This window comes from Flavobacterium fragile (genome assembly GCF_023634865.1).
GTDB lineage: Bacteria > Bacteroidota > Bacteroidia > Flavobacteriales > Flavobacteriaceae > Flavobacterium > Flavobacterium fragile.
In genome coordinates this window covers 17,259-37,576 of the sequence record NZ_JAMLJN010000013.1, presented here as the reverse complement: position 1 = coordinate 37,576, position 20,318 = coordinate 17,259, and the positions used below count along the sequence as shown (strand labels likewise).

Below are 20,318 nucleotides of genomic sequence, written 5' to 3'. Positions count from 1 at the left end.
GTCAAAACCTATCAAAACCTGTCAAAACCTATCAACTCATTCTATTCCACCCTATTAATTTATAGTAGTTTAAGTATGCGAGTGTCTTGTATTACAATAGCAATACACAAAAACAGTGTATATAGAAGAACTACAACAAGCGTTTTTATCATGAAAAAACAATTGTATAGTAAGTTTAGGATTAAAAACTATAGTTGAATCACCATAACAGGATTTATTTATTAATCTGTATAGTTATTTTACGACGGGTCATAAAGCATAGCTAGTGTATGCTTAGTGTATGCTTAGTGTATGGATAGTGTATGGATAGTGTATGCTAGAAGTATGGATACTATATGCTAGAGGTATGCCAAAAGTAGGTTGTAGCTTTCTAAAAGTAGTACTAACATAAAAAAAGCGTCACTTTCGTAACGCTTCAATAATTATTTTTTCTCTGATGTAGTTTTGTTTTTCTTGTAAATGGGGATGAAATAACTTATGGTATAATTAAATCCTGCTCCAAATTTTCCGTCATACGTTCGGTTATACCCTGGAATGAAGAGATTATCAAAGCCATCGGGTTTTTTGTTAGCTACTAAATAATTCAATCGCACGGAAAATCCCATATAGAGGTTATTGAATAACTCTGCTTTGATGCCTCCAATAACTTCTAACCAACTCGCAGTTAATTTCTCGTATTGTTCTCCTGAAATTACAATGTTTTCACCATAATAATTAGTTGGGTCATAGATTTTATAACTGTTTAGAGTGTGATTAAAACTACTTACTCCATATCGCATTCCCACATAAATCATATTTTCCATGTCGAGCCAGTTTTCAAACGAATTGTAATCAAAGCCTACTTTAAAATACGTTCCTTTTGTGGTAAAGTTTAAGCGGTCATCGTCTACGGTTTTATCTTCGTTTCCTATTTCTCCTGCAAGGTAAAAGCGCTTGGTTAATCGATAATCTCCTACGATTTCAAAACCACGATAGTCTTTTTCATAAAAGGAACGTGCAATTTTGTGTAAATCGGTACCTAACCGAAGTCCGTAACGTTCTGGATACATCACTTTTGTAGTGTCTTTAGTTTGTGCCTTTCCGAATACAGAAACGCAAACTAAGCCCAGACTAAAAATAAATCTTAACATGTACTTCATTTTCGGTTTCTATATAAGGTTGGGTTACTATAATATTTTGAATCCAGTTGCTTCCATCGTTTGTTACTTCAACAGGATTAGTTGTGTTAAGATAAAAAAGCGTTTTAAAACCACAAGCTCTTGAAATGTATTCATCGGCTCTTCCATAATTAAATGTAACGACATCTACATTATCATCTGCGGTGTTTGTCGTGTTTCCATTTTGAATAAAATTCAAAGTTGTAATGTCAGCACTTGTTTTTAATGGAATTTCAATTTTACTTACTTCATTAAAAATAAAGCCATCATCAGTACGGTTAGGTGCAATCACTTTTAAATTGGAAACATTCTTAACAGCCGTAGGAGTAGCAGCGTTGTAAAACTCAATAATTAATCGAGGTGTTGTAGGAGTTCCTTCGGCACAAATATCATCTTTTTCGCAGTTCCAAAAGGAAACGGCTAAGAGCAAGGATAAGGTTATAAAAACTATTTTTTTCATAGATTTTTTATTTTACCACATAGATACATAGTTTTTTTAATGTTTAGAGGTGTTCTACTTTTTATAGTTAACATAGCTTTGTCTCAATGTAATGCTATGCAGAACTTTCTTTTATTATTCTCTATGTTTCTATGTGGTTTAAAATTTTATTATCGTTTTTCTAATAAAACCACGTTTTCCACATGGTGTGTTTGCGGAAACATATCCACAGGACGCACTCGAACTACTTTGTATTTTTCGTCCATTAAAGCTAAATCACGGGCTTGTGTTGCCGAATTACAGCTAACGTAAACAATTTTTGGTACACCAGTTTTTAATAACATCTCTACGACATCTTTGTGCATACCGTCTCTTGGTGGATCGGTGATGATAATATCAGGTTGCCCGTGTTGGTTGATGAATTCGTCGTTGAAGACGTTTTTCATATCCCCAACATAAAACTCACAATTGGTAATGTTATTGCGTTCGGCATTCGCTTTTGCATCTATAATGGCTTCAGGAACAGCTTCAACACCAATTACTTTCTTCGCTTTTTTCGAAACGAATTGGGCAATGGTTCCGGTTCCTGTGTATAAATCGTAAACGGTTTCGTTTCCAGTTAAGCCTGCAAATTCTCTAGTGATTTTGTACAATTCATACGCTTGGTCCGAATTGGTTTGATAGAACGATTTCGCATTAATACTAAAATGCAAACCTTCCATTTCTTCCAAAATGTAATCGCGACCTTTGTACAAAATAATGTCTTGGTCATATAACGTGTCATTCAATTTCTGATTGATAACATATTGTAACGATGTGATTTGCGGAAAACGCTCCGCCAAGAAGTTCATCATTAGTTCGATTCCTTTTTTATTGTTTTCAAAAAACTGAATCAATACCATGATTTCACCAGTTGAAGCAGTACGAATCATCAACGTTCGCAACAAACCTTCTGTAGCTCTTGCATTGAAGAATGTTAAGCCGTTTTCGTTAGCAAATCGTTTGATTTCATTACGAATTTCATTGGATGGGTCTTCTTGTAAGTGACATTTCTCAATATCTAAAATCTTATCCCACATTCTAGGAATATGAAATCCCAACGCATTTTTATTATCAAATTCGGCTCCCGATTGAATTTCTGCATCGGTCATCCAACGTGCATTGGAGAAACCAAATTCCATTTTATTGCGATAAAACAATTGCTTTTCAGAACCTAATATAGGCTCAAATTCAGGCAATTCAATCTTACCAATTCGTTTTAAGTTGTTGTATACTTCCTGATTTTTATAGAACAATTGTTGGCTATACTTCATGTTTTGCCATTTACATCCACCACAAGCGCCAAAATGCTCGCAAACCGGGTCGATTCTGTGTTCTGAAAATTCATGGATTTTTATAGCTTTACCTTCGTAGTAGGCTTTTCTTTTTTTCATGGTTTGGATATCCACCACATCGCCTGGCACTACATTTGGAATAAATATTACTTTACCATCAGGAGCTTTTGCTACCGATACACCTTTTGCACCTGCATCAAGGATTTTTACGTTTTCGAATACGATTTTTTCTGTTCTCTTTTTTCCCATGAGGCAAAAATAAGAATTGTTAGCAGGATTTGATCTAATTTTTTTGTTTTCTATTATTTTTAAAGCCAATAGTTGTAGCATTCTATGGTTTTAATTGTAATTTAGCTAAAATGTTTTTGAATTATGAGAAACAATCTAACGTTTAAAAGTGCTATTTCCAATATTGATTTTCCTGAGCATGATAGAGTTTTAGGGAAAACAATTCGAACTTCTATTTTGAATTTAATTTTAGAAGATTTTCCCGATTTTGATGTGAATGATTCCATTTCTGTACACGAATTGAATGTGTATCGTGAAAAATATATTTCAAAATTTTTACAAACCGAAATCAGTCAGTTATCAAAATTAGAAAAAGACGTAGTTCGTGCTTTAGGGGATGATACTTCGTTTGTAGCCAAAGTAGAAGAGGAAGTTGATACTCGAAATTACGGACAAATTGTAGCCGATAAAGTGGCAGCATTTGGAGGAAGTTGGACTTTTATTATAGCTTTTTTTATATTTATTTCAATTTGGATTGGTTCCAATGTGTTTGTTTTTACCAATAAAGAATTTGATCCTTATCCCTTTATTTTATTAAATTTGATTTTATCATGTGTGGCAGCACTGCAAGCGCCAGTTATTATGATGAGCCAAAACCGTCAGGAAGAAAAAGACCGGGAACGTGCTAAGAAAGACTATATGATTAATTTAAAATCAGAACTAGAAATTCGGATGTTAGATGATAAAATGGATCATTTGGTAATGTACCAACAACAAGAATTAATCGAAATTCAAAAAGTGCAAATTGAAATGATGAACGATATTTTAAAACGAATGAAATAGAACACCTATTTTTGCACCAAATTATACCAAATGAAAACCCACTTAGCTTTACTTCGCGGCATCAACGTTTCCGGCCACAACATGATAAAAATGGAGGTTTTGAAAACTGTTTTAGAGAACGCAGGATTTCAAAATGTACGCACATATATTCAATCAGGAAATGTTTTTGTAGATTCAGAAGAAGAACACGGAGCGAGTGTTGGGTTTACCATCAAGCAAGAAATTTTTAAAGAATTAGGCTTAGAAGTTCCTGTAGTGGTTATTAGTAAAGAAGATTTGGAAGCGTGTTTAAAGCATAATCCGTATCTAAAAGAAAAAGAGTGTGATACTAAGAAATTGTACGTTGCTTTTTTGTCTAAAGAATTACAAGGAAGTGCCATCAACGATTTAAAAATAAGTCAATTCAAACCCGATGAAGCAGCGATTGATAAAAACAGAATCTACATCAAATACGCTGTAGGAGGCGGAAAAACAAGATTAGACCAAAAATACATCGAGAAGAAACTCAATCTTGTAGCTACCATCAGAAATTGGAATACAGTCACTACTTTGTTAGAAATGTTTGATTAGCGATTAGTAACTGAAAATTGAACTTGAACTTGAATTTGAATTTGATTTTTGTATTTTTGAAAACTATTCGGTTGATTTCTCACCTTCAAGAAGGAATTGCGATGTAACAATCAATAACAAAATTTTATGTCAGTTTTAGAAAGAATGACTTCAGCTGAAGCAATTGCATTGGAAGACAAATACGGTGCACACAATTATCATCCACTACCTGTAGTTTTGAGTAGAGGAGAAGGCGTTTATGTATGGGATGTAGAAGGAAAGCAATACTACGATTTTCTTTCGGCTTATTCTGCGGTAAATCAAGGACATTGTCATCCTAAAATTGTAGGGGCAATGGTAGAGCAAGCTCAAACATTAACGTTAACATCAAGAGCATTTTACAATGATAAATTAGGGGTTTACGAACAATTTGTAACCAACTATTTCGGTTTTGATAAAGTTTTACCAATGAACACTGGGGCAGAAGCCGTGGAAACCGCTTTGAAATTGTGTAGAAAATGGGCATACGAGAAAAAAGGAATTAATGAAAACGATGCACAAATTATCGTTTGTGATGGTAATTTTCATGGAAGAACTACCACAATTATTTCATTCTCAAACGATGAAAACGCGCGTAAAAACTTCGGACCTTATACTGCTGGATTTATTAGTATTCCTTATGATGACATTGATGCTTTAGAAAAAGCAGTAAATTCATCAAAAAACATTGCAGGATTCTTAGTAGAACCAATTCAAGGGGAAGCAGGAGTTTATACACCTTCTGACGATTTTATCAAAAAAGCAAAAGCAATTTGTGAAGCAAATAACGTTTTATTCATCGCAGACGAAGTACAAACTGGAATTGCAAGAACAGGTTCGTTATTAGCGGTTTGTGGCAATTGTACTTGTGAAGCAAAATGTGAAAAACAAGCAACTTATACCCAGCCTGATATTTTAATATTAGGAAAAGCCTTATCAGGAGGCGCGTATCCAGTTTCGGCAGTTTTGGCAAATGATGCTGTTATGAATGTTATTAAGCCGGGTCAACATGGTTCTACTTTTGGAGGAAATCCGGTAGCAGCTGCTGTAGCTATGGCGGCATTAGAAGTGGTAGCAGAGGAAAACCTAGCTCAGAACGCCAGAAAATTAGGTAAAATTTTCAGAGAAGAATTGGGTAAATTTATAGAAACTTCTAACATTGCTACTTTAGTAAGAGGTAAAGGTTTATTAAATGCAGTAGTAATTAACGATACAGAAGATAGCGATACCGCATGGAATATATGTGTTCGCTTAGCTGAAAATGGTTTATTAGCAAAACCAACTCACGGAAACATCATACGTTTTGCTCCCCCTTTAGTAATGAATGAGGAACAATTAAGAGCGTGTGTTGCCATTATTATTAATACTTTAAAAGAATTTGAAAACTAGTATGGAACACAACTTAGAATTAAATCAATTAGCTAAAGAAGCATTACGAGAAGGAGCCAAATGGACTTTCTTTTTATCTATCATGGGTTTTATAGGAGTAGGATTAATCATTCTTGCCGCCTTATTTATGACAGTAGCACTCTCTGGTGTACCTGACGAAATTGGTGGGGAGTTTGGATATATTGGTGCTTTTAAAAGTTTTATATCCCTTATTTATTTTGGTGTTGCCGCTTTGTACTTTTTCCCGGTGTATTATTTGTACAAGTACTCTACTAATATGAAAATGGCGCTTCAGATGAATGATCAAAATATGCTAAGTGAAGCTTTTGTGAATTTAAAATCGCATCACAAATTTTTAGGAATTTCGATTATTGTAGTGTTATCACTTTACATTATAATTCTTGTGGGAGGAATATTTACTATTGCAGCTGCAGCAATGTAAAAAACAGTTTTTAATAGAATGCCCCAAATGTTATAACATTTGGGGCATTTTTATTTTAAAATGACTCATCATTTTTTTTAAAGTAGTTCAAAACCTCCCCCTACGTGAAGTACGGTTCCATGAACATAGCTGGCATCATCTGAGCATAGAAAAAGGGATCCTTGTGCAACCTCTCTAGGTTCGCCTAAACGGCCTATTAAACTCATGGTAGGGATAATGTCTTTTTCTTCAATGCCAAGTCCTTGTAATGCAGCGGTAAGCATAGGCGTACGTATAGCACCGGGAGCAACAGAATTAATTCGGATACCTTTGATACCATATTCAAAAGCTGCTGCTTTAGTTAAACCTTCTACTCCGTGTTTGAATGCTTGATAGGCTGGGTTTCCTGTTGTAGGTTTGAATGCATTAATAGAAGAAATGTTTACAATTGCACCTCCACCCCCTTGAGCCATAAATTGTTTAAGTTCATATTTCATGCACAGTGCAGTTCCTTTGAGATCTACTGCTTGTAATTTGTCCCAATATTCTTCATCTAATTCTTCAAAAGAATTATTGTCAGGTTTTAAAGCTGCATTGTTTACAGCACAGTCGAGACGACCATAAGTATTTACAGCAAATTGAACCATAGCTTCTACTTGTGAAGCTTTTGAGATATCAACTTTGCAGAATGAGGCAATACCTCCATTAGCAACGATATCATCAACAACTGCTTTACCAGCATCTTCGTTGAAATCAGCCACAACTACTTTTGCGCCTTCTTCGGCAAAAAGTTTAGCAGTTTCCATTCCCATTCCCATAGCCGATCCTGTAATAATGGCAACTTTGTTTTCTAGTCTTTTCATATTGTTCTTTTTAAGTTATTTGTTTGATTAAGGTGAGAGTAATTTATTATTAATTTTAATATTAAAAAATATTTATGAGTTTGACATTGTTTAGTTTTAGAATCAAACAATTTATTATACTGCCTTAAATTTACGAAATTTTATCGATAAAAGTTAGAATAGCATTACTATTTTAGAGGTATTACCAAACAAAAAAAGCACTGATTTCTCAGTGCTTTTGATTTTATAAAGGGATTATACTATTACATACCTCCCATTTGTTTTTGAAACTCTTCCATGGTTACTTTTGTAAACCCTTCTCCAACTTTAAAAGCATCTGCAGGGATGTCTTTTGAAAACTTAGTAGCTTTGATTACCATATCTCCTTGTTCTGTTTTCATAGTCATTTCTAAAGGATATCCTGAAAGTTTTACTTTAGCATTAGCATCTGTTGCTTGCGGTGCAATAGCATCAGTTATATAGAAAATGTTTTTGCTTCCATCTAACATGCCTAAAGTAGCTTTATAACATTTAAAGCCTAAAATTTCTTTAGTATCTTTTTTGTCATAAACTACCTCTGTAGCGTTATCAATGTTGCCAATTCCATTATTAGCATTTTTTGCTTGTTCTCCAATATCTGATATTTCATATTTCATTCCCATTACTTCCATGGTCATTTTTGAATTATTTTTATTCTCGTTTGGAATAATTGTTTTCATTAACATCATGCCTCCCATCATACTCATATCGGTAGCTTGAGTTTTTTCGTCGAAGTGAACGGTTATCGTACTTTCTCCCATTGCTGCCATTTCTTCTGTTGCTCCAGGCATTGTCATGCTATACGTTACAGAACCTTTTTTTAATTGTGTTTGTGCATTAGCTGTAATTCCTACAAATAATAAGGCAGTTAATGCAATTTGTGTGATTTTTTTCATGTGAGTTTTTTGTTTGTATAAGAATGTAAATATAATAAAATACTATTTCAATACAAATTCAAATCGGACATTTACTTTCTTGGTAACTTTTTTGCTAATTGCACTCGAGATTTTAATGTCAGAATCATTTGTATATGCAATAAATTCTCAAACAATTTCCAAGCCGTCTTTTTTTTTAAAAAAGATTTCTTTGTCATTATAATTTTGTTTTATGTTGAAATCGGCATTTGGCATTGGATTAAAGGTGAGTTTGATTTTGGGTTTAATTTAGTTAGAGTTTTTTATTTTAAATTATCAGAAATTACAACATTATAATTTTTTAAATTATCAATCGCTTCTTTTGAAGTATGATCAAAATTGGTCTCAATTTCTTTGGCTCTTTTTTTGTTTTCGATGCGATTGATGCTGTCGTAAAAGCGGCGAACTTCTTCTAAATTGGATAAAATAAGTTTGGGAACTTGTACGTTTTTTCCGTTTTCATCTTTCGCTACCATGGTGAAATAACTCGAATTGCAATGTTTTTTAACTCCGGTTTGAATGTGTTCCGATGTTACGCGAATACCCACAACCATCGAAGTTTTTCCAACGTAATTTACGGATGCTTTTAAGGTTACCAATTCGCCAACATCAACTGGATTTAAAAAGTCAACCGTATCCACAGAAGCCGTAACACAATAGCAACCTGAGTATTTCGAGGCACAGGCAAAAGCTATTTGGTCCATTAGTTTTAATAAATAACCACCGTGAATTTTTCCACTAAAGTTGGAGTGGGAAGGAAGCATTAATTCGGATAGCGTAATTCTTGATGCATCTACTGTATTGGCAATTTCCATAAAATTTATTTTTCAAGTGAAACTTTGGTAACAAAATAACGAGTATCGCCCCACCAAAAGAAGGTTTTGAAACGTTCTTCATATTCTAAGGTCACTTTTTTACCTTGCCATTTTTTTAGATTTTCAATCACTACTACCTCATCTTCCATTACCGAAAAAGCAAAAATTTGAGCGCCAGAAATGCCCTGACTCAATTCGCCTTCCCACGTTTTTATTACTAATCCTTTGTGACTAATTTTAATTAATTCGCCCGAACGTACACCTTCACTAAAAGGAACATAATACACAAAACTGAAATACCCCACCGTGATTAAAGTGAGTGATAAAACAATATAAAGAATAATTTTTCGTATCATTATTTTCTTTTTTAGTCGTTATTGTTTTCAGAAAGCAGTGAAATTTCATCCGTTTCATTTGCTCTTTTTAAAACGGCTTCTGGAAGTGCTTTTTTCGCTTTAGCACCCATTTTTTTCAATTTTTCAACACTTGTAATAAGGTTACCTTTTCCATCTACTAATTTGTTCATAGCGTTGCCATATTCGATTTTAGCTTCGTCCATTTTCTTTCCAATTTTAATTAAATCAGAAACAAAACCTTCAAACTTATCATACAAAGCACCGGCTTGTCTCGCAATTTCAATCGCGTTTTCTTGTTGTTTTTGGTTCGTCCACATGCTGTCAATCGTACGTAAAGTTGCCAAAAGCGTAGAAGGCGTTACAATCACAATATTTTTCTCGAAAGCTTTGTTGTATAAACTCGTATCTTCATTTAAAGCCACTGCAAATGCGGATTCAATTGGAATGAAAAGCAACACAAAATCTGGACTTTCCATGTGGTACAAATCGTGGTAATTTTTACTGCCCAATTGCTCCACATGACGATTAATCGAAACGATATGTTCTTTTAAATGTTGATTTTTCGCCTCCGAATCTTCTTCGTTAATATAACGTTCGTAAGCTGTTAAGGTAACTTTTGAATCGATAATCATTTTCTTGCCATCTGGAAGATTAATGATAACGTCTGGGAATACACGATTTCCGTCTTCTGTAACGTGACTTTGTTGTACAAAATATTCTCTGTCTTTCTCTAATCCTGACTTTTCTAACACACGTTCTAGAACTAATTCGCCCCAATTTCCTTGCATTTTGCTATCGCCTTTTAAAGCTTTGGTTAAATTGATGGTTTCCTTACTCATTTGTTCGTTCATTTCGCGAAGTCCTAAAATTTGTTGGCGTAACGCGGCATGATAATCGATACTTTCTTTGTGTGTGTCTTCAACTTTCTTTTCAAAAAGTTGGATTTTGTCTTGTAAAGGTGATAGAATGTTTTTCAAATTCTCCTTGTTTTGCTCGGTGAATTTTACCGTTTTTTCTTCTAGAATTTTATTAGCTAAGTTTTCAAATTCTTTAGTGAATTTCTCCTGAAGTTGCTCTACTTCTTGCTTTTGTTCTTTGTTTCGTTCCAATAAGTTATCGAAATCATTTTCTTTTTTAGCCAAATGAATCGCTAAAGATTCCTTTTCTTTTTGCAGATTTTCTTTTTCGGATGAGAGTTGGGCAAATGATTTTTCAAACTGATTTCTTTCTGTTTGAAATTGGATTTTCAATTGTTCCATTTGATTTAAAAGCCCATTAATTCGTTCTTCTAAACCTGATTTTTCTGATTGTGATTTGGCGCTAAAAATTAACTTTCCGATGAATATTCCAACGGCTAAAGCAACAATAAAAGTGATTAAAATAAGCATAGATTCTGGCATAAAAATAAATTCTAAAATGTAAAAATACGGAATAAATTGAAACCCAAATTTTAAAAATGTATTTTTGTTTCAAATTTTTAAAGATGCATCATCACTTTCTTATTCACAAGCCTTACGGTTATTTATCGCAGTTTATTTACCAATTAAAACGCAAGAAAAAGTTGTTGGGTGAATTACACGATTTTCCCGAAAACACGATGGCAATTGGTCGTTTAGACGAAGATTCAGAAGGTTTACTTTTATTAACGACAGACGGCATGATGAGCGAAATTGTTCGAAGCAAAAAAGTAGAAAAAGAATATTACGCTCAAGTCGATGGATTGATTACTGAAGAAGCTGTTGAACAATTAAGAAACGGTGTCGAAATCGGCCTACACGGCAAAAAATACAAAACCAAAAAATGTAAAGCGTTTAAATTAGAATCAGAACCAAATTTAGGAGAACGAGGTAAAAAGATTCGAGATGAACGTCACGGGCCAACGTCTTGGGTTTCGATAACTTTAAACGAAGGAAAATTTCGTCAAGTGCGTAAAATGACATCAGCTGTTGGCTTTCCTACCTTGCGATTGGTTCGAATTCGGGTAGGAAACATTCATTTGAATGATTTAAAAGCGGGTGAAGTTTTGGAAGTGAGTGGTTTTGATGTATAAAAAAAACAGCTATTTCAGGTGAAATAACTGTTTTACTATTCTTTGTAAAAAGGGGATTTATCTGAAAATCTCTAAGAAAAACGTTTTCATCGCTTCCCAACTTCTTTTATCGGCTAATTCGTTGTAAGCAGCGCCTTTGCTGTTATCGCTTCCCGCATCTTTGTGTGTAAAAGCATGAACTGAATTTGCGTAATAATTCATTTGCCAATCGGCTTTCGTTTCGCGCATTTCGTTTTGGAAAGCTTCCACTTCTTTTGCAGGAACATAAGGATCATCAGCACCATGCAACACTAAAACTTTAGCTTTAATTTCATTCGTTGGACTATTCGCCGCTTTTCCTAAACCACCATGAAAAGAAACCACTCCTTTTACGTTTAAGTTGCCACGAGCCGCTTCGATAGCACCTGTTCCACCAAAACAATAACCAATTACTGCGATTTGATTTTTATCAGCACCAGCTTTTACTAACTGGTCAATCGCTAATTGAATTCTTTTTTGATATTCTGCAGGGTTGTTTTTGTAGTAACCAGCATTTTTTCCAGCTTCACCCGTGTTTTTTGGATTGTTTCCAACACCGTAAATATCAGCTACAAAAGCATGATAGCCTAATTTAGCTAGAGCTTCTGCTGATTCTTTTGAGTGAGCATCTACGCCCATCCAAGCGGGAAGAACGATAACGCCTGCTTTTTTAGGATTAGCTTTTTGTGCTTTCGCAAAAAATCCTTCTAATTTTTGATTACCATCTGCGTAATCTACTTTTACTAATTGTCCGAAGCTATTCATAGTAGCTAGGATTAGGGTCAAATAAAGATATTTCATAACTTTTTTTTGTAAAATTATGAAAATTGAAAATTTGAAGCGTTAAACAAAAGGTAAAATTGGGATAAATTATTTGATTTTGAACTTGCCAATAGTAGCATCAAAAGTCAAATGTTCGGTATCAAACAACGTATTAAAAATTCCAGTTTGAATTAAATTACAAGGTTGGTCTTGAACAATTTTGTTTGGTGTAAATACAATCATTTCATCTGTCATTTGAATCGCTAAATCGATGTCATGCGTAGAGTAGAGGATGGTTTTACCCGTTTCGTGCGTGAGTTTTTGCAACAGTTTCAGTAAAGTTGCTTTATGAACCAAATCTAAATGGGTCGTAGGTTCGTCCAAAATGATAATCGAAGTATCTTGAGCCAAAGCACGAGCAATCAAAGCAATTTGCAATTGTCCATCGCTAATTTCATCATGTTTTTTGTGAACCAAATGTTGGATTTCGGTTAAGGCAATCGCTTCTTCAATTTTAGTTTTGTCCTCTTCGGATAAAGTACCTAACCAATTGGTATAAGGTTGTCTACCTAGAGCAATAATTTCATAAACGGTTAAATTACTTGGTGGTAATTTTTCGGTTAAAACAATGCTCAATTCCTGAGCTAAATCAAGCGGCTTGTAACTTTGAAGCGATTTGTTTAGTAAAGTAATTTCACCTGATAATGGTGGAATAAGACCTGTTATTGTTTTTAATAAAGTAGATTTCCCGATTCCGTTTTCACCAATTAAAGCGATTAATTTGCCTTTTTCTAAACCAAGATTGATGTTTTGAGCAATAGTAATCGTTTCCGATTTGGACTTATAGCCAATCGAAAGATTTTGAGTTTGTATGGTGAAATTTTGTTCGCTCATGGTTAAAATCGTTTCTTTTTAACTAACAACCAAATCACAACTGGCGCTCCAATTACTGAGGTTATAGCATTTATTGGCAAAGTAATATCATTTCCTGGAACTTGTGCAATCGTATCACAACACAACATTACAATGGCACCAAGTAAAAGTGTACTCCAAAATAAAACCAAATGATTACTGGTTTGAAACAACAATTTTGCCATGTGTGGAACCGCCAAGCCAATAAAAGCAATTGGTCCAGCAAAAGCGGTAATGCTTCCTGCTAAAATACTAGTAGCGATAATGATCAAAAAACGCGTTTTTTTGTAGTTGATTCCGATGCTTTGTGCATATTTTTCTCCCAAAAGTAAAGCGTTTAAAGGTTTGATAACCAAAAAACTAATGCCAATTCCGATGATAATAAACCCGGATAAAAGCGAAATTTCATTCCAAGATAAATTCGAAATACTTCCCATCGACCAAAAGGTGAATTTCTGTAATTTTTCAGCCGAAGTAAAATAGGATAGAACCGAAACAATAGCACTGGTAAAACTTCCAAACATTAGTCCAACAATTAGGATTGCCATAGTGTCTTTTAGTTTTTGAGAAACCAATAAAACCGCCATCAAAACTAAAAAACTTCCTAAACTTGAAGCTAAAACCAATCCGTAATTCGATAAAAAGAAGGATGAAAAGAAGCTTGGTAATAATCCAGTTCCTAAAATGACAAACGCAACTCCCAAACTCGCACCGGAACTCAATCCTAAAACGTAAGGTCCAGCTAAAGGATTTCGAAATAAGGTTTGCATCAACAAGCCGCTCATTGAAAGTCCAATTCCAACTAAAACAGCCGTAATTGCTTTTGGAAAACGGAAATTCCATAGAATAATTTCCCAACTTTCCTTACTCATATCTTGCGATAAAAGTCCGTTAACCACTTCTTTTAAAGGAATAGAAACCGAACCTAAACTAATATTTACCAAAAACAAAAACACCATTACTAAAAGTAAGATGATAAAAAGTAAGTTCTGTTTTTTGGTTAATGGCATGCGTTGAATTTTTGGCTAAATTACGTTTTTAGAATATATTTTAGTTGTATAGCACAAAGTTACACGAAGTTTTCGCAAAGTTTCACAAAAAAAAACTTAGCGACTTAGCGTCTTTGCGAGCAAAAATTATTTCAACTTCTCAAAGAAGTACAACTCATAATCGGGTAACATTTCAGGATGTAAAATCTTCACGATGTCTTTTAAAACTAAATCAGGGCGATTTTGTGCTAATTCATAATAAATGGCACCGCCTGTTTTTCCTCTTTTGGTACTAAAGGAATACACATTTTTGTTCTTAACCGCTTTGAAGTGAATGTAATTGGGATTACTCTCTAAAATTTGTTTGATGGAACCAAATTGCCCTGGACCAATCCAAAAATCAGCATCTTTGGCTTTATCTAAAACGCTTTCGAACGATAAAGCTAAACTTCCAGTTCCTTTCGATTCTTTCCATAAATAATTACCGTTGGCTTCTTTTAAAAAATAGGCTGCCCAACTATCTCCTTGTGGTAAAAACCATTGGTCTTCGTAGATAGCGCCGGCAAAAATTGATGGTTGTGATTTCGAATTTTTAGCTAAAGTAAGAACTGAATTATATTCTTTCTCAATCGAATTGAAAATCTCAGTTGCTTTTTCGTCTAAATCATACAAAGCACCAAAGAACTTAATCCATTCCGCTTTTCCCAAAGGTGTTTTTTCGGTCCAATCGCCGTTGAATATGATTTTCTGACCATTCTTTTCTAAGTTTTTGTAGGTTTTAAAATCGCCATCTACACTAAAACCAACAATTACATCAGGTTGAATGTCTAAAATGACTTCGGTGTTTAATCCTTGATTGGAACCTAAATCTCGTACTTTCCCAGCATCGATTAACGCTCTTGTTTTTTCTGATGAAACGTATTGTGTGGTTGGAAAACCAATTAAAGTATTTTCTACGCCTAATGATTCTAAAGCAGGAATATGTGTTGTTGAAGTAACGATTACTTTTTTAATTGGAACTTCAATTGAAGTAAATTGTTGTAAACTATCTGGAATTTTAACGCCCTTTTTATGAAGCACATACGTGTAATTATCTTTAGCTTCAGGATATGCATTCGAAACTTTCACAACCGAAAAACCATCGTATTTTTCAATAGAAAATCCTTCCGCATGTTGAATGCTATTTTGTGAAGAAGTATTCAGATTTGCAGAACTTTCCGATTCTTTACATTGGATAAATCCTAAAAATAAAACGACTAAAATGAAATAGTGACGCATGAAATTGTTTTTTGCAAAAGTAGTTTTTTATTTTTTTGCCACGGATTATAAAGATTAAAAACAATTTTATTTGTGATTCTTTGTAAAAAACTTCGTGTAACTTTGTGTAACAAATAAGACATAAAGAAATTACCGAAACCACTAAATTTGCAATAAAAAATATGAGAACAGATTCTAACGCTTTCCTTTATGCAGTAGCAACTATTATTTTAGCACACTTTGTAATTGGCTTTATATGGTTGTGGCGTAAGATGAATAAGAAGAAGTAATTATTTCTTTATTATTTTTTGTCTGTGAACTTCACTAGAATCATTGGTAAGTTCAATAATGTATATTCCGGAATTTAAATTTTGAAGCGAATTTTTAAAATTTTCAAATTGATTTACATCACTTATGATCTTTCCATCTAATGAAAAGAGTTTGTAATTAGTTATAAGATTATTACTTTCAATTTCAATATCATTTTCAAATGGAATTGGGTAAATCTTAATTAAATTATTAGAAAATTTGGGAGTATTTAAAAATACTAAACTTGCATAGTGAGAAGAACTTATAACAGAGTTGTAATTAGTTAAATCATTTTTTAAATCCACTATATTACAATCACATTGTAAATAATAATTTTGAAAATAAGTTACATTGTGATTTAATAAAATAGAATTAAGACCACTATCGTTCGTTATTACAACTCCGCTTGAATCAGTACCAGTTTGAATACCAATAGTTGGATTTACTAAATTATACATTAAAACATCTCCAAAAGTTTCATATTCTGGACTAATACTAACTTTAGTTACAAGTGAAGAATAATTTTCTAAATCAGCTATAAACCCATTCAAATTAGTTCCTGAGTATGTTGCGAAAATAGCATTGGTGTTATCAATTTCATGAAAGTTGTAGGTAATTGTCGTTACATTATGATTTTGAAAAATAGTATTTAAACCGGCATCTGATGTCGAATCATTGTATGGATTAATAGGGTCATTTATATTAGTAGTAACGTAAACGCTATTGGAGTTGGTGGATATTTGAACATAATTAAGTTGTGCAAATCCTGAAAAACAGCCAAAGAAAATTAAAATTATTTTTTTCATAAAATAAATGCTTGTTCAAATTTACAAAAAAAAACAATACATTTGCCCTCGAATTTTGGTTGTTGTTTCTGTTTTTTCAAAACAACATTAAAAGGGAATTAGGTGTAAGACCTAAGCTGTACCCGCAACTGTAAGCTACAAAGCTTGTTATTATCTACATTACCACTGTTGTTAATTTAGAATTAAGAATTCTGAATTTAGAAAATTTCTAACTTCTAACTTCTAATTTCTAACTTTCGATGGGAAGGTTGATAACAAGACGCAAGCCAGGAGACCTGCCACATTCGTTGAGTAACAAACTTTCGGGAAAAAAAGTTTGAGTATGGGTAAATTCTGTGCTTTTCTCCCCAATTTTATTAAAATTTTTATTAACCTTAAAATGAACAAAAAGTTTATTGGCTTAAGTGTATTTACACTAGCTACTGCTTTTGCGTATGCTCAAGAATCAGATACGCTAAAAGTTACTAATTTAAAAGAAGTTGTCGTTTCCGACACAAAATTTGCGCAAAGCAAAGAAAAATCAGGTAAAATTATTGAAGTGATTACCGCGCAAGACTTAGAAGCTAAAAAAGGTCAAAATTTAGCTAATGTTTTGAGTCAAGTTGCTGGAGTGGAAATCAACGGAAATCAATCGTTTAATGGAAAAAATTTAGGCTATTACATTCGTGGAGGCCGTAATCGTCAAGTAGCTATTTATATTGATGGTGTTCCGGTTTTTGATGCTTCAGGAATTAATATCGAATACGATTTGCGTTTAATTCCAGTAGAACAAATCGAGAAAATTGAAGTCATGAAAGGCGCTTCAAGTACGTTGTACGGAACTGGAGCTGCGACAGGAGTTATCAATATTACGTTGAAAAAATCGGTAAAAAAGGAAATTTCGGGTAATGCGTATATCAATATGGGAACGCAAAATACTTCGGAAACTTCAAAAACGAGTGCACAAGATTTCAATCAAGGATTATCGGTAAACGGAACTATCAATAAAGTTTCGTACATGACCACTTTAAACAGTACGGAAACTAAAGGAATGTCGGAAGCTGCAGGAGAAGATTTTGAAGAAGATACGTTTTCGAGAGTGAATGTGTTACAGAAAATAGGTTTTAAAGCGAATGATAAATTGAGTTTTGAATTTTTCGGTAACTATGACCGAATCAAGAACACTTTTGATAATTCGTTTGATGGAATTATAGCTAATGCTGACGATTTAAACAACAACAGTTTTTCGGAACAATTCAGAATCGGATTCTTACCAAAATACAAATACAATAAAGGAGAATTTGCTATTAACGCAGGAGCTTCAACTATTGATAGAGTTTTAAATATTTCAAATTCTTGGTCGGGAACTATTGATAATTACAATTATTCAGGAAGAAGTGCTTCGATTGATGCTTTCAATAAATACAATTTTAGCAAACAAGTGTATTTGGTTTTAGGTGCGCAATATCAATATTTCGATATGACACAAAAAGACGCTTACACTGATGTGGCCAGAGAAGGAGCGAAGTTCAATTTGTTAGATCCTTATGCTACTTTGGTTTTTAATTCTGATTTTGGTTTGAATATCAACGCAGGAGCTCGTTTCAACACCCATAGCGAATACGGAAATCAAGTAGTGTATAATTTCAATCCGAGTTTTTCTTTCGAGAATTTACCTTTGAAAGTGTTAGCTTCTTATAGTACAGCTTTCATCACGCCAAGTTTATATCAATTATACGGTCCTTATGGGAATTTAGATCTAACACCAGAAGAAAATGCTACGGCAGAATTTGGTTTCGAATCGCAATTATTGGATAAAAAATTAACGATAAATGCAGTTGGTTTTTATAGAGAAGAAGAAAACACGTTTGGATTTTTTACAGATCCAGTAACGTTTGCTTCAAATTATATCAACATCGACGGAACTTACCATGCAAAAGGAATAGAAACAAGCGTCCGTTATACCTTATCAGAACGTTTCAATATTGGTGGAAATTATACGTTTACCCAAGTTGAAGAACAATTAAACCGTTTAATTCCAAAGCACAAAGCAAATATCGATTTGAATTACAAATTTAAAAGAGGAACATTCGGAATCAATTATCAATATGTTGATCAAAGAAGTGATGCTTTTTATGATATGAATATTTGGGCTACACAAGCTGTTAATTTAGTGGCTTATCAGTTGGTTAATTCTAATATTTCGTATGAATTATTACCAAATCGTTTCCATATTTTTGGTACTGTAACTAATATTTTGAATGAAGATTTTCAGGAAGTTATAGGTTATAATTCTAGAGGAAGAAATTTTAAATTGGGATTAAATTTTCTGTTTTAAATAATAAAAAGAGAAAGAGGGCAATGGCCCTCTTTTTTTAATCTAAATACATTTCGTCTCCAAATAATCGCATGGATTTACAATCTTCAAAATGATTGAATACTATGTTTGGTATTCTTTGCGAAGTTCTACCATTGGTATTAATGTAATTTAAAGCTGTATTTAAAAGCGGCTCATTCGCTTCACCTAATATTCCTAAGTTTTCGATGTTTTCTAATTGGGAAACATTTGGAATTAACCCATTGGTATAATCACTGAAGTTATTATTGTTTGCAATTTTCAATACAATAGGTTGCATAGCGTATTTATGAGTTGGATTTATATTTTGTTTTCTGAAAGTTGGTGAATCATAAAGCGTAATAGAGCCTACGTTTTTTCCAGCTGTCATGTCTCCAATTTGAATTACGTTGATGTAAGGTTTCAGACCATTTATTATCAACTCACTTGCAGAAGCCGAACGTTTGGTGGTTAGTACATAAACTTTATCTAAATTTAAATGATTGATGGCGCTTCCGTTTGCTATTGAGTTGGTAAATCGGTTTAGCAATTGTTCGGGATTATTGATTAGGTTTTCTATTTTAGTATTCCATTGTTGTTTGGCAAAAATTTGATTATTGAATTGTCCTGTAATCATACTAGCTAAGCGAGTTGCCGTATTTACCGAACCACCCGAATTGTAACGAAGGTCTAAAACAAAGTGCGTAATTCCTTCCGAGCGAAAAAAACCAAAAGCATTGTTAAGCTCATTTTCATATTGTCCATAAAACCCATTGTACATTAAATATCCAATTTTTTTTGTCCCTTGAACAATCACTTTTTTAATATAAACTGGATTTTCGGAGTAATTTGTTTTGGTTAAGGAAACTGAATTTCCATTTGGAGTTATTGCTCCATTATCAAAATTGGCTAAATTTAAAGTGTAGTTATCCTGATTTAATAAGTTGGTATAGTTAGCGGTGTTCAACGAAATTCCGTTTACTGCATAAAAGATATCGCCTCTTTGTATATTTTTTGTTGCGGCATCTGAATTGGGTTGGATATAACGCACCCAACCAAATAATTCTGTAGTGCTTCCTTGTTTGTATCTAAGTTCGTAGTCAACTCCATTGCTTTTTTGAGTGCCGCTTAAAGCTTGTTCCAAAGCATTATAATCAGAAAAAATAACACTATAACGATCAATACTTTGGTCAACCAGCAGGTGATTGAATAAGGATTCAGGAGTGTTAAAAGAATTGATGAAATTTTCATAATCAGTTGTAGTATCGAAGCGATTGTCGGCTAAATCTGGAGAATCGGCAAGCCAATAATAATAGAGGTTTAATCCTTTCCAAATAAAATTATTTACAGAACCATACGATATATTATCATCAAAATCGTCTGAACATTTTATAATACTTTGTGCAAATACTAATGCTATTAATGCAACCCAAAATCTTTTCATATCCTTTTTTTCATAAAGATAAATACATTTCTTTTTGTAACAAAATTAAATTACTTTCGTATTACGGTAAATGCCACTTTGGAAAAAAATTA

The 20,318-nt window shown here is 33.3% G+C and carries 20 protein-coding genes and 1 riboswitch; of the genes, 6 read left to right on the top strand and 14 right to left on the bottom strand.

Annotated features, from left to right (window positions below; translation table 11 throughout):
- Nucleotides 1-422: 422 nt before the first annotated feature.
- The 3 genes from NAT47_RS12155 to rlmD form a co-directional block, all read right to left on the bottom strand.
- The gene (locus NAT47_RS12155; protein ID WP_250583139.1) at nucleotides 423-1,130 is read right to left on the bottom strand and encodes a DUF6048 family protein; all 708 of its coding nucleotides are present in this window, start codon (nucleotides 1,128-1,130) and stop codon (nucleotides 423-425) included.
- The gene (locus NAT47_RS12150) at nucleotides 1,111-1,617 is read right to left on the bottom strand and encodes a DUF6452 family protein (RefSeq protein ID WP_250583137.1); all 507 of its coding nucleotides are present in this window, start codon (nucleotides 1,615-1,617) and stop codon (nucleotides 1,111-1,113) included. Before NAT47_RS12150 ends, NAT47_RS12155 begins: the two co-directional genes overlap by 20 nt.
- A gap of 149 nt (nucleotides 1,618-1,766) precedes the next feature.
- Complete coding sequence (rlmD, locus tag NAT47_RS12145) at nucleotides 1,767-3,179, bottom strand: 23S rRNA (uracil(1939)-C(5))-methyltransferase RlmD (RefSeq protein ID WP_250583135.1); 1,413 nt, start codon at nucleotides 3,177-3,179, stop codon at nucleotides 1,767-1,769.
- Nucleotides 3,180-3,302: 123 nt separating this feature from the next.
- Here rlmD and NAT47_RS12140 point away from each other — a divergent pair, with 123 nt between their 5' ends.
- The 4 genes from NAT47_RS12140 to NAT47_RS12125 all read left to right on the top strand — a co-directional run bounded on the left by NAT47_RS12140 (nucleotide 3,303) and on the right by NAT47_RS12125 (nucleotide 6,420).
- A complete protein-coding gene (locus NAT47_RS12140) occupies nucleotides 3,303-4,001 on the top strand; it encodes a DUF1003 domain-containing protein (RefSeq protein WP_250583133.1) in 699 nt (232 codons plus the stop codon).
- Between the two features lie 30 nt (nucleotides 4,002-4,031).
- Complete coding sequence (locus NAT47_RS12135) at nucleotides 4,032-4,571, top strand: DUF1697 domain-containing protein (RefSeq protein WP_250583131.1); 540 nt, start codon at nucleotides 4,032-4,034, stop codon at nucleotides 4,569-4,571.
- Between the two features lie 126 nt (nucleotides 4,572-4,697).
- Nucleotides 4,698-5,978 carry an ornithine--oxo-acid transaminase gene (gene rocD, locus NAT47_RS12130; protein ID WP_250583129.1) on the top strand — a complete coding sequence of 427 codons (1,281 nt, stop codon included), beginning with the start codon at nucleotides 4,698-4,700 and terminating at the stop codon, nucleotides 5,976-5,978.
- A gap of 1 nt (nucleotide 5,979) precedes the next feature.
- Nucleotides 5,980-6,420, top strand: coding sequence for a hypothetical protein (locus tag NAT47_RS12125; RefSeq protein ID WP_250583127.1), 441 nt, complete (start codon nucleotides 5,980-5,982; stop codon nucleotides 6,418-6,420).
- Between the two features lie 77 nt (nucleotides 6,421-6,497).
- Here the strand turns inward: NAT47_RS12125 and NAT47_RS12120 are convergent, their stop codons facing one another.
- The 5 genes from NAT47_RS12120 to rmuC form a co-directional block, all read right to left on the bottom strand.
- Complete coding sequence (locus tag NAT47_RS12120; protein ID WP_250583125.1) at nucleotides 6,498-7,262, bottom strand: SDR family NAD(P)-dependent oxidoreductase; 765 nt, start codon at nucleotides 7,260-7,262, stop codon at nucleotides 6,498-6,500.
- A gap of 242 nt (nucleotides 7,263-7,504) precedes the next feature.
- Entirely contained in the window at nucleotides 7,505-8,176 is a 672-nt protein-coding gene (locus NAT47_RS12115) for a hypothetical protein (RefSeq protein WP_250583123.1), read from the bottom strand.
- Between the two features lie 281 nt (nucleotides 8,177-8,457).
- Nucleotides 8,458-9,009 carry an acyl-CoA thioesterase gene (locus NAT47_RS12110; protein ID WP_250583121.1) on the bottom strand — a complete coding sequence of 184 codons (552 nt, stop codon included), beginning with the start codon at nucleotides 9,007-9,009 and terminating at the stop codon, nucleotides 8,458-8,460.
- A gap of 5 nt (nucleotides 9,010-9,014) precedes the next feature.
- Nucleotides 9,015-9,362, bottom strand: coding sequence for a 6-phosphogluconate dehydrogenase (locus NAT47_RS12105; protein WP_250583141.1), 348 nt, complete (start codon nucleotides 9,360-9,362; stop codon nucleotides 9,015-9,017).
- 14 nt (nucleotides 9,363-9,376) lie between these two features.
- Entirely contained in the window at nucleotides 9,377-10,765 is a 1,389-nt protein-coding gene (rmuC, locus tag NAT47_RS12100) for a DNA recombination protein RmuC (protein ID WP_250583119.1), read from the bottom strand.
- 83 nt (nucleotides 10,766-10,848) lie between these two features.
- On the opposite strand from rmuC, the gene NAT47_RS12095 reads away from it, so the two are divergent.
- Nucleotides 10,849-11,415, top strand: a complete 567-nt coding sequence (locus NAT47_RS12095) for a pseudouridine synthase (RefSeq protein WP_250583117.1) — start codon at nucleotides 10,849-10,851, stop codon at nucleotides 11,413-11,415.
- A gap of 57 nt (nucleotides 11,416-11,472) precedes the next feature.
- On the opposite strand, the gene NAT47_RS12090 is transcribed toward NAT47_RS12095, so the two are convergent.
- The 5 genes from NAT47_RS12090 to NAT47_RS12070 form a co-directional block, all read right to left on the bottom strand.
- A complete protein-coding gene (locus NAT47_RS12090; protein ID WP_250583115.1) occupies nucleotides 11,473-12,234 on the bottom strand; it encodes a dienelactone hydrolase family protein in 762 nt (253 codons plus the stop codon).
- A 69-nt stretch (nucleotides 12,235-12,303) separates the two neighbouring features.
- Nucleotides 12,304-13,089, bottom strand: a complete 786-nt coding sequence (locus tag NAT47_RS12085) for an ABC transporter ATP-binding protein (RefSeq protein ID WP_250583113.1) — start codon at nucleotides 13,087-13,089, stop codon at nucleotides 12,304-12,306.
- 2 nt (nucleotides 13,090-13,091) lie between these two features.
- Complete coding sequence (locus NAT47_RS12080) at nucleotides 13,092-14,117, bottom strand: iron ABC transporter permease (protein WP_250583112.1); 1,026 nt, start codon at nucleotides 14,115-14,117, stop codon at nucleotides 13,092-13,094.
- Nucleotides 14,118-14,243: 126 nt separating this feature from the next.
- On the bottom strand, nucleotides 14,244-15,374 hold the full coding sequence (locus tag NAT47_RS12075) for an ABC transporter substrate-binding protein (RefSeq protein ID WP_250583111.1): 1,131 nt from the start codon (nucleotides 15,372-15,374) through the stop codon (nucleotides 14,244-14,246).
- A gap of 269 nt (nucleotides 15,375-15,643) precedes the next feature.
- Complete coding sequence (locus NAT47_RS12070; RefSeq protein WP_250583110.1) at nucleotides 15,644-16,468, bottom strand: T9SS type A sorting domain-containing protein; 825 nt, start codon at nucleotides 16,466-16,468, stop codon at nucleotides 15,644-15,646.
- Nucleotides 16,469-16,507: 39 nt separating this feature from the next.
- Nucleotides 16,508-16,765: riboswitch (cobalamin riboswitch) on the top strand.
- A gap of 82 nt (nucleotides 16,766-16,847) precedes the next feature.
- Here NAT47_RS12070 and NAT47_RS12065 point away from each other — a divergent pair.
- Entirely contained in the window at nucleotides 16,848-18,785 is a 1,938-nt protein-coding gene (locus NAT47_RS12065) for a TonB-dependent receptor plug domain-containing protein (RefSeq protein ID WP_250583109.1), read from the top strand.
- A gap of 37 nt (nucleotides 18,786-18,822) precedes the next feature.
- Here NAT47_RS12065 and NAT47_RS12060 read toward each other — a convergent pair whose 3' ends face one another.
- Nucleotides 18,823-20,226 (bottom strand): S41 family peptidase, encoded by a 1,404-nt coding sequence (locus tag NAT47_RS12060; protein WP_250583108.1) that lies wholly within the window; start codon nucleotides 20,224-20,226, stop codon nucleotides 18,823-18,825.
- Between the last annotated feature and the right edge of the window lie 92 nt (nucleotides 20,227-20,318).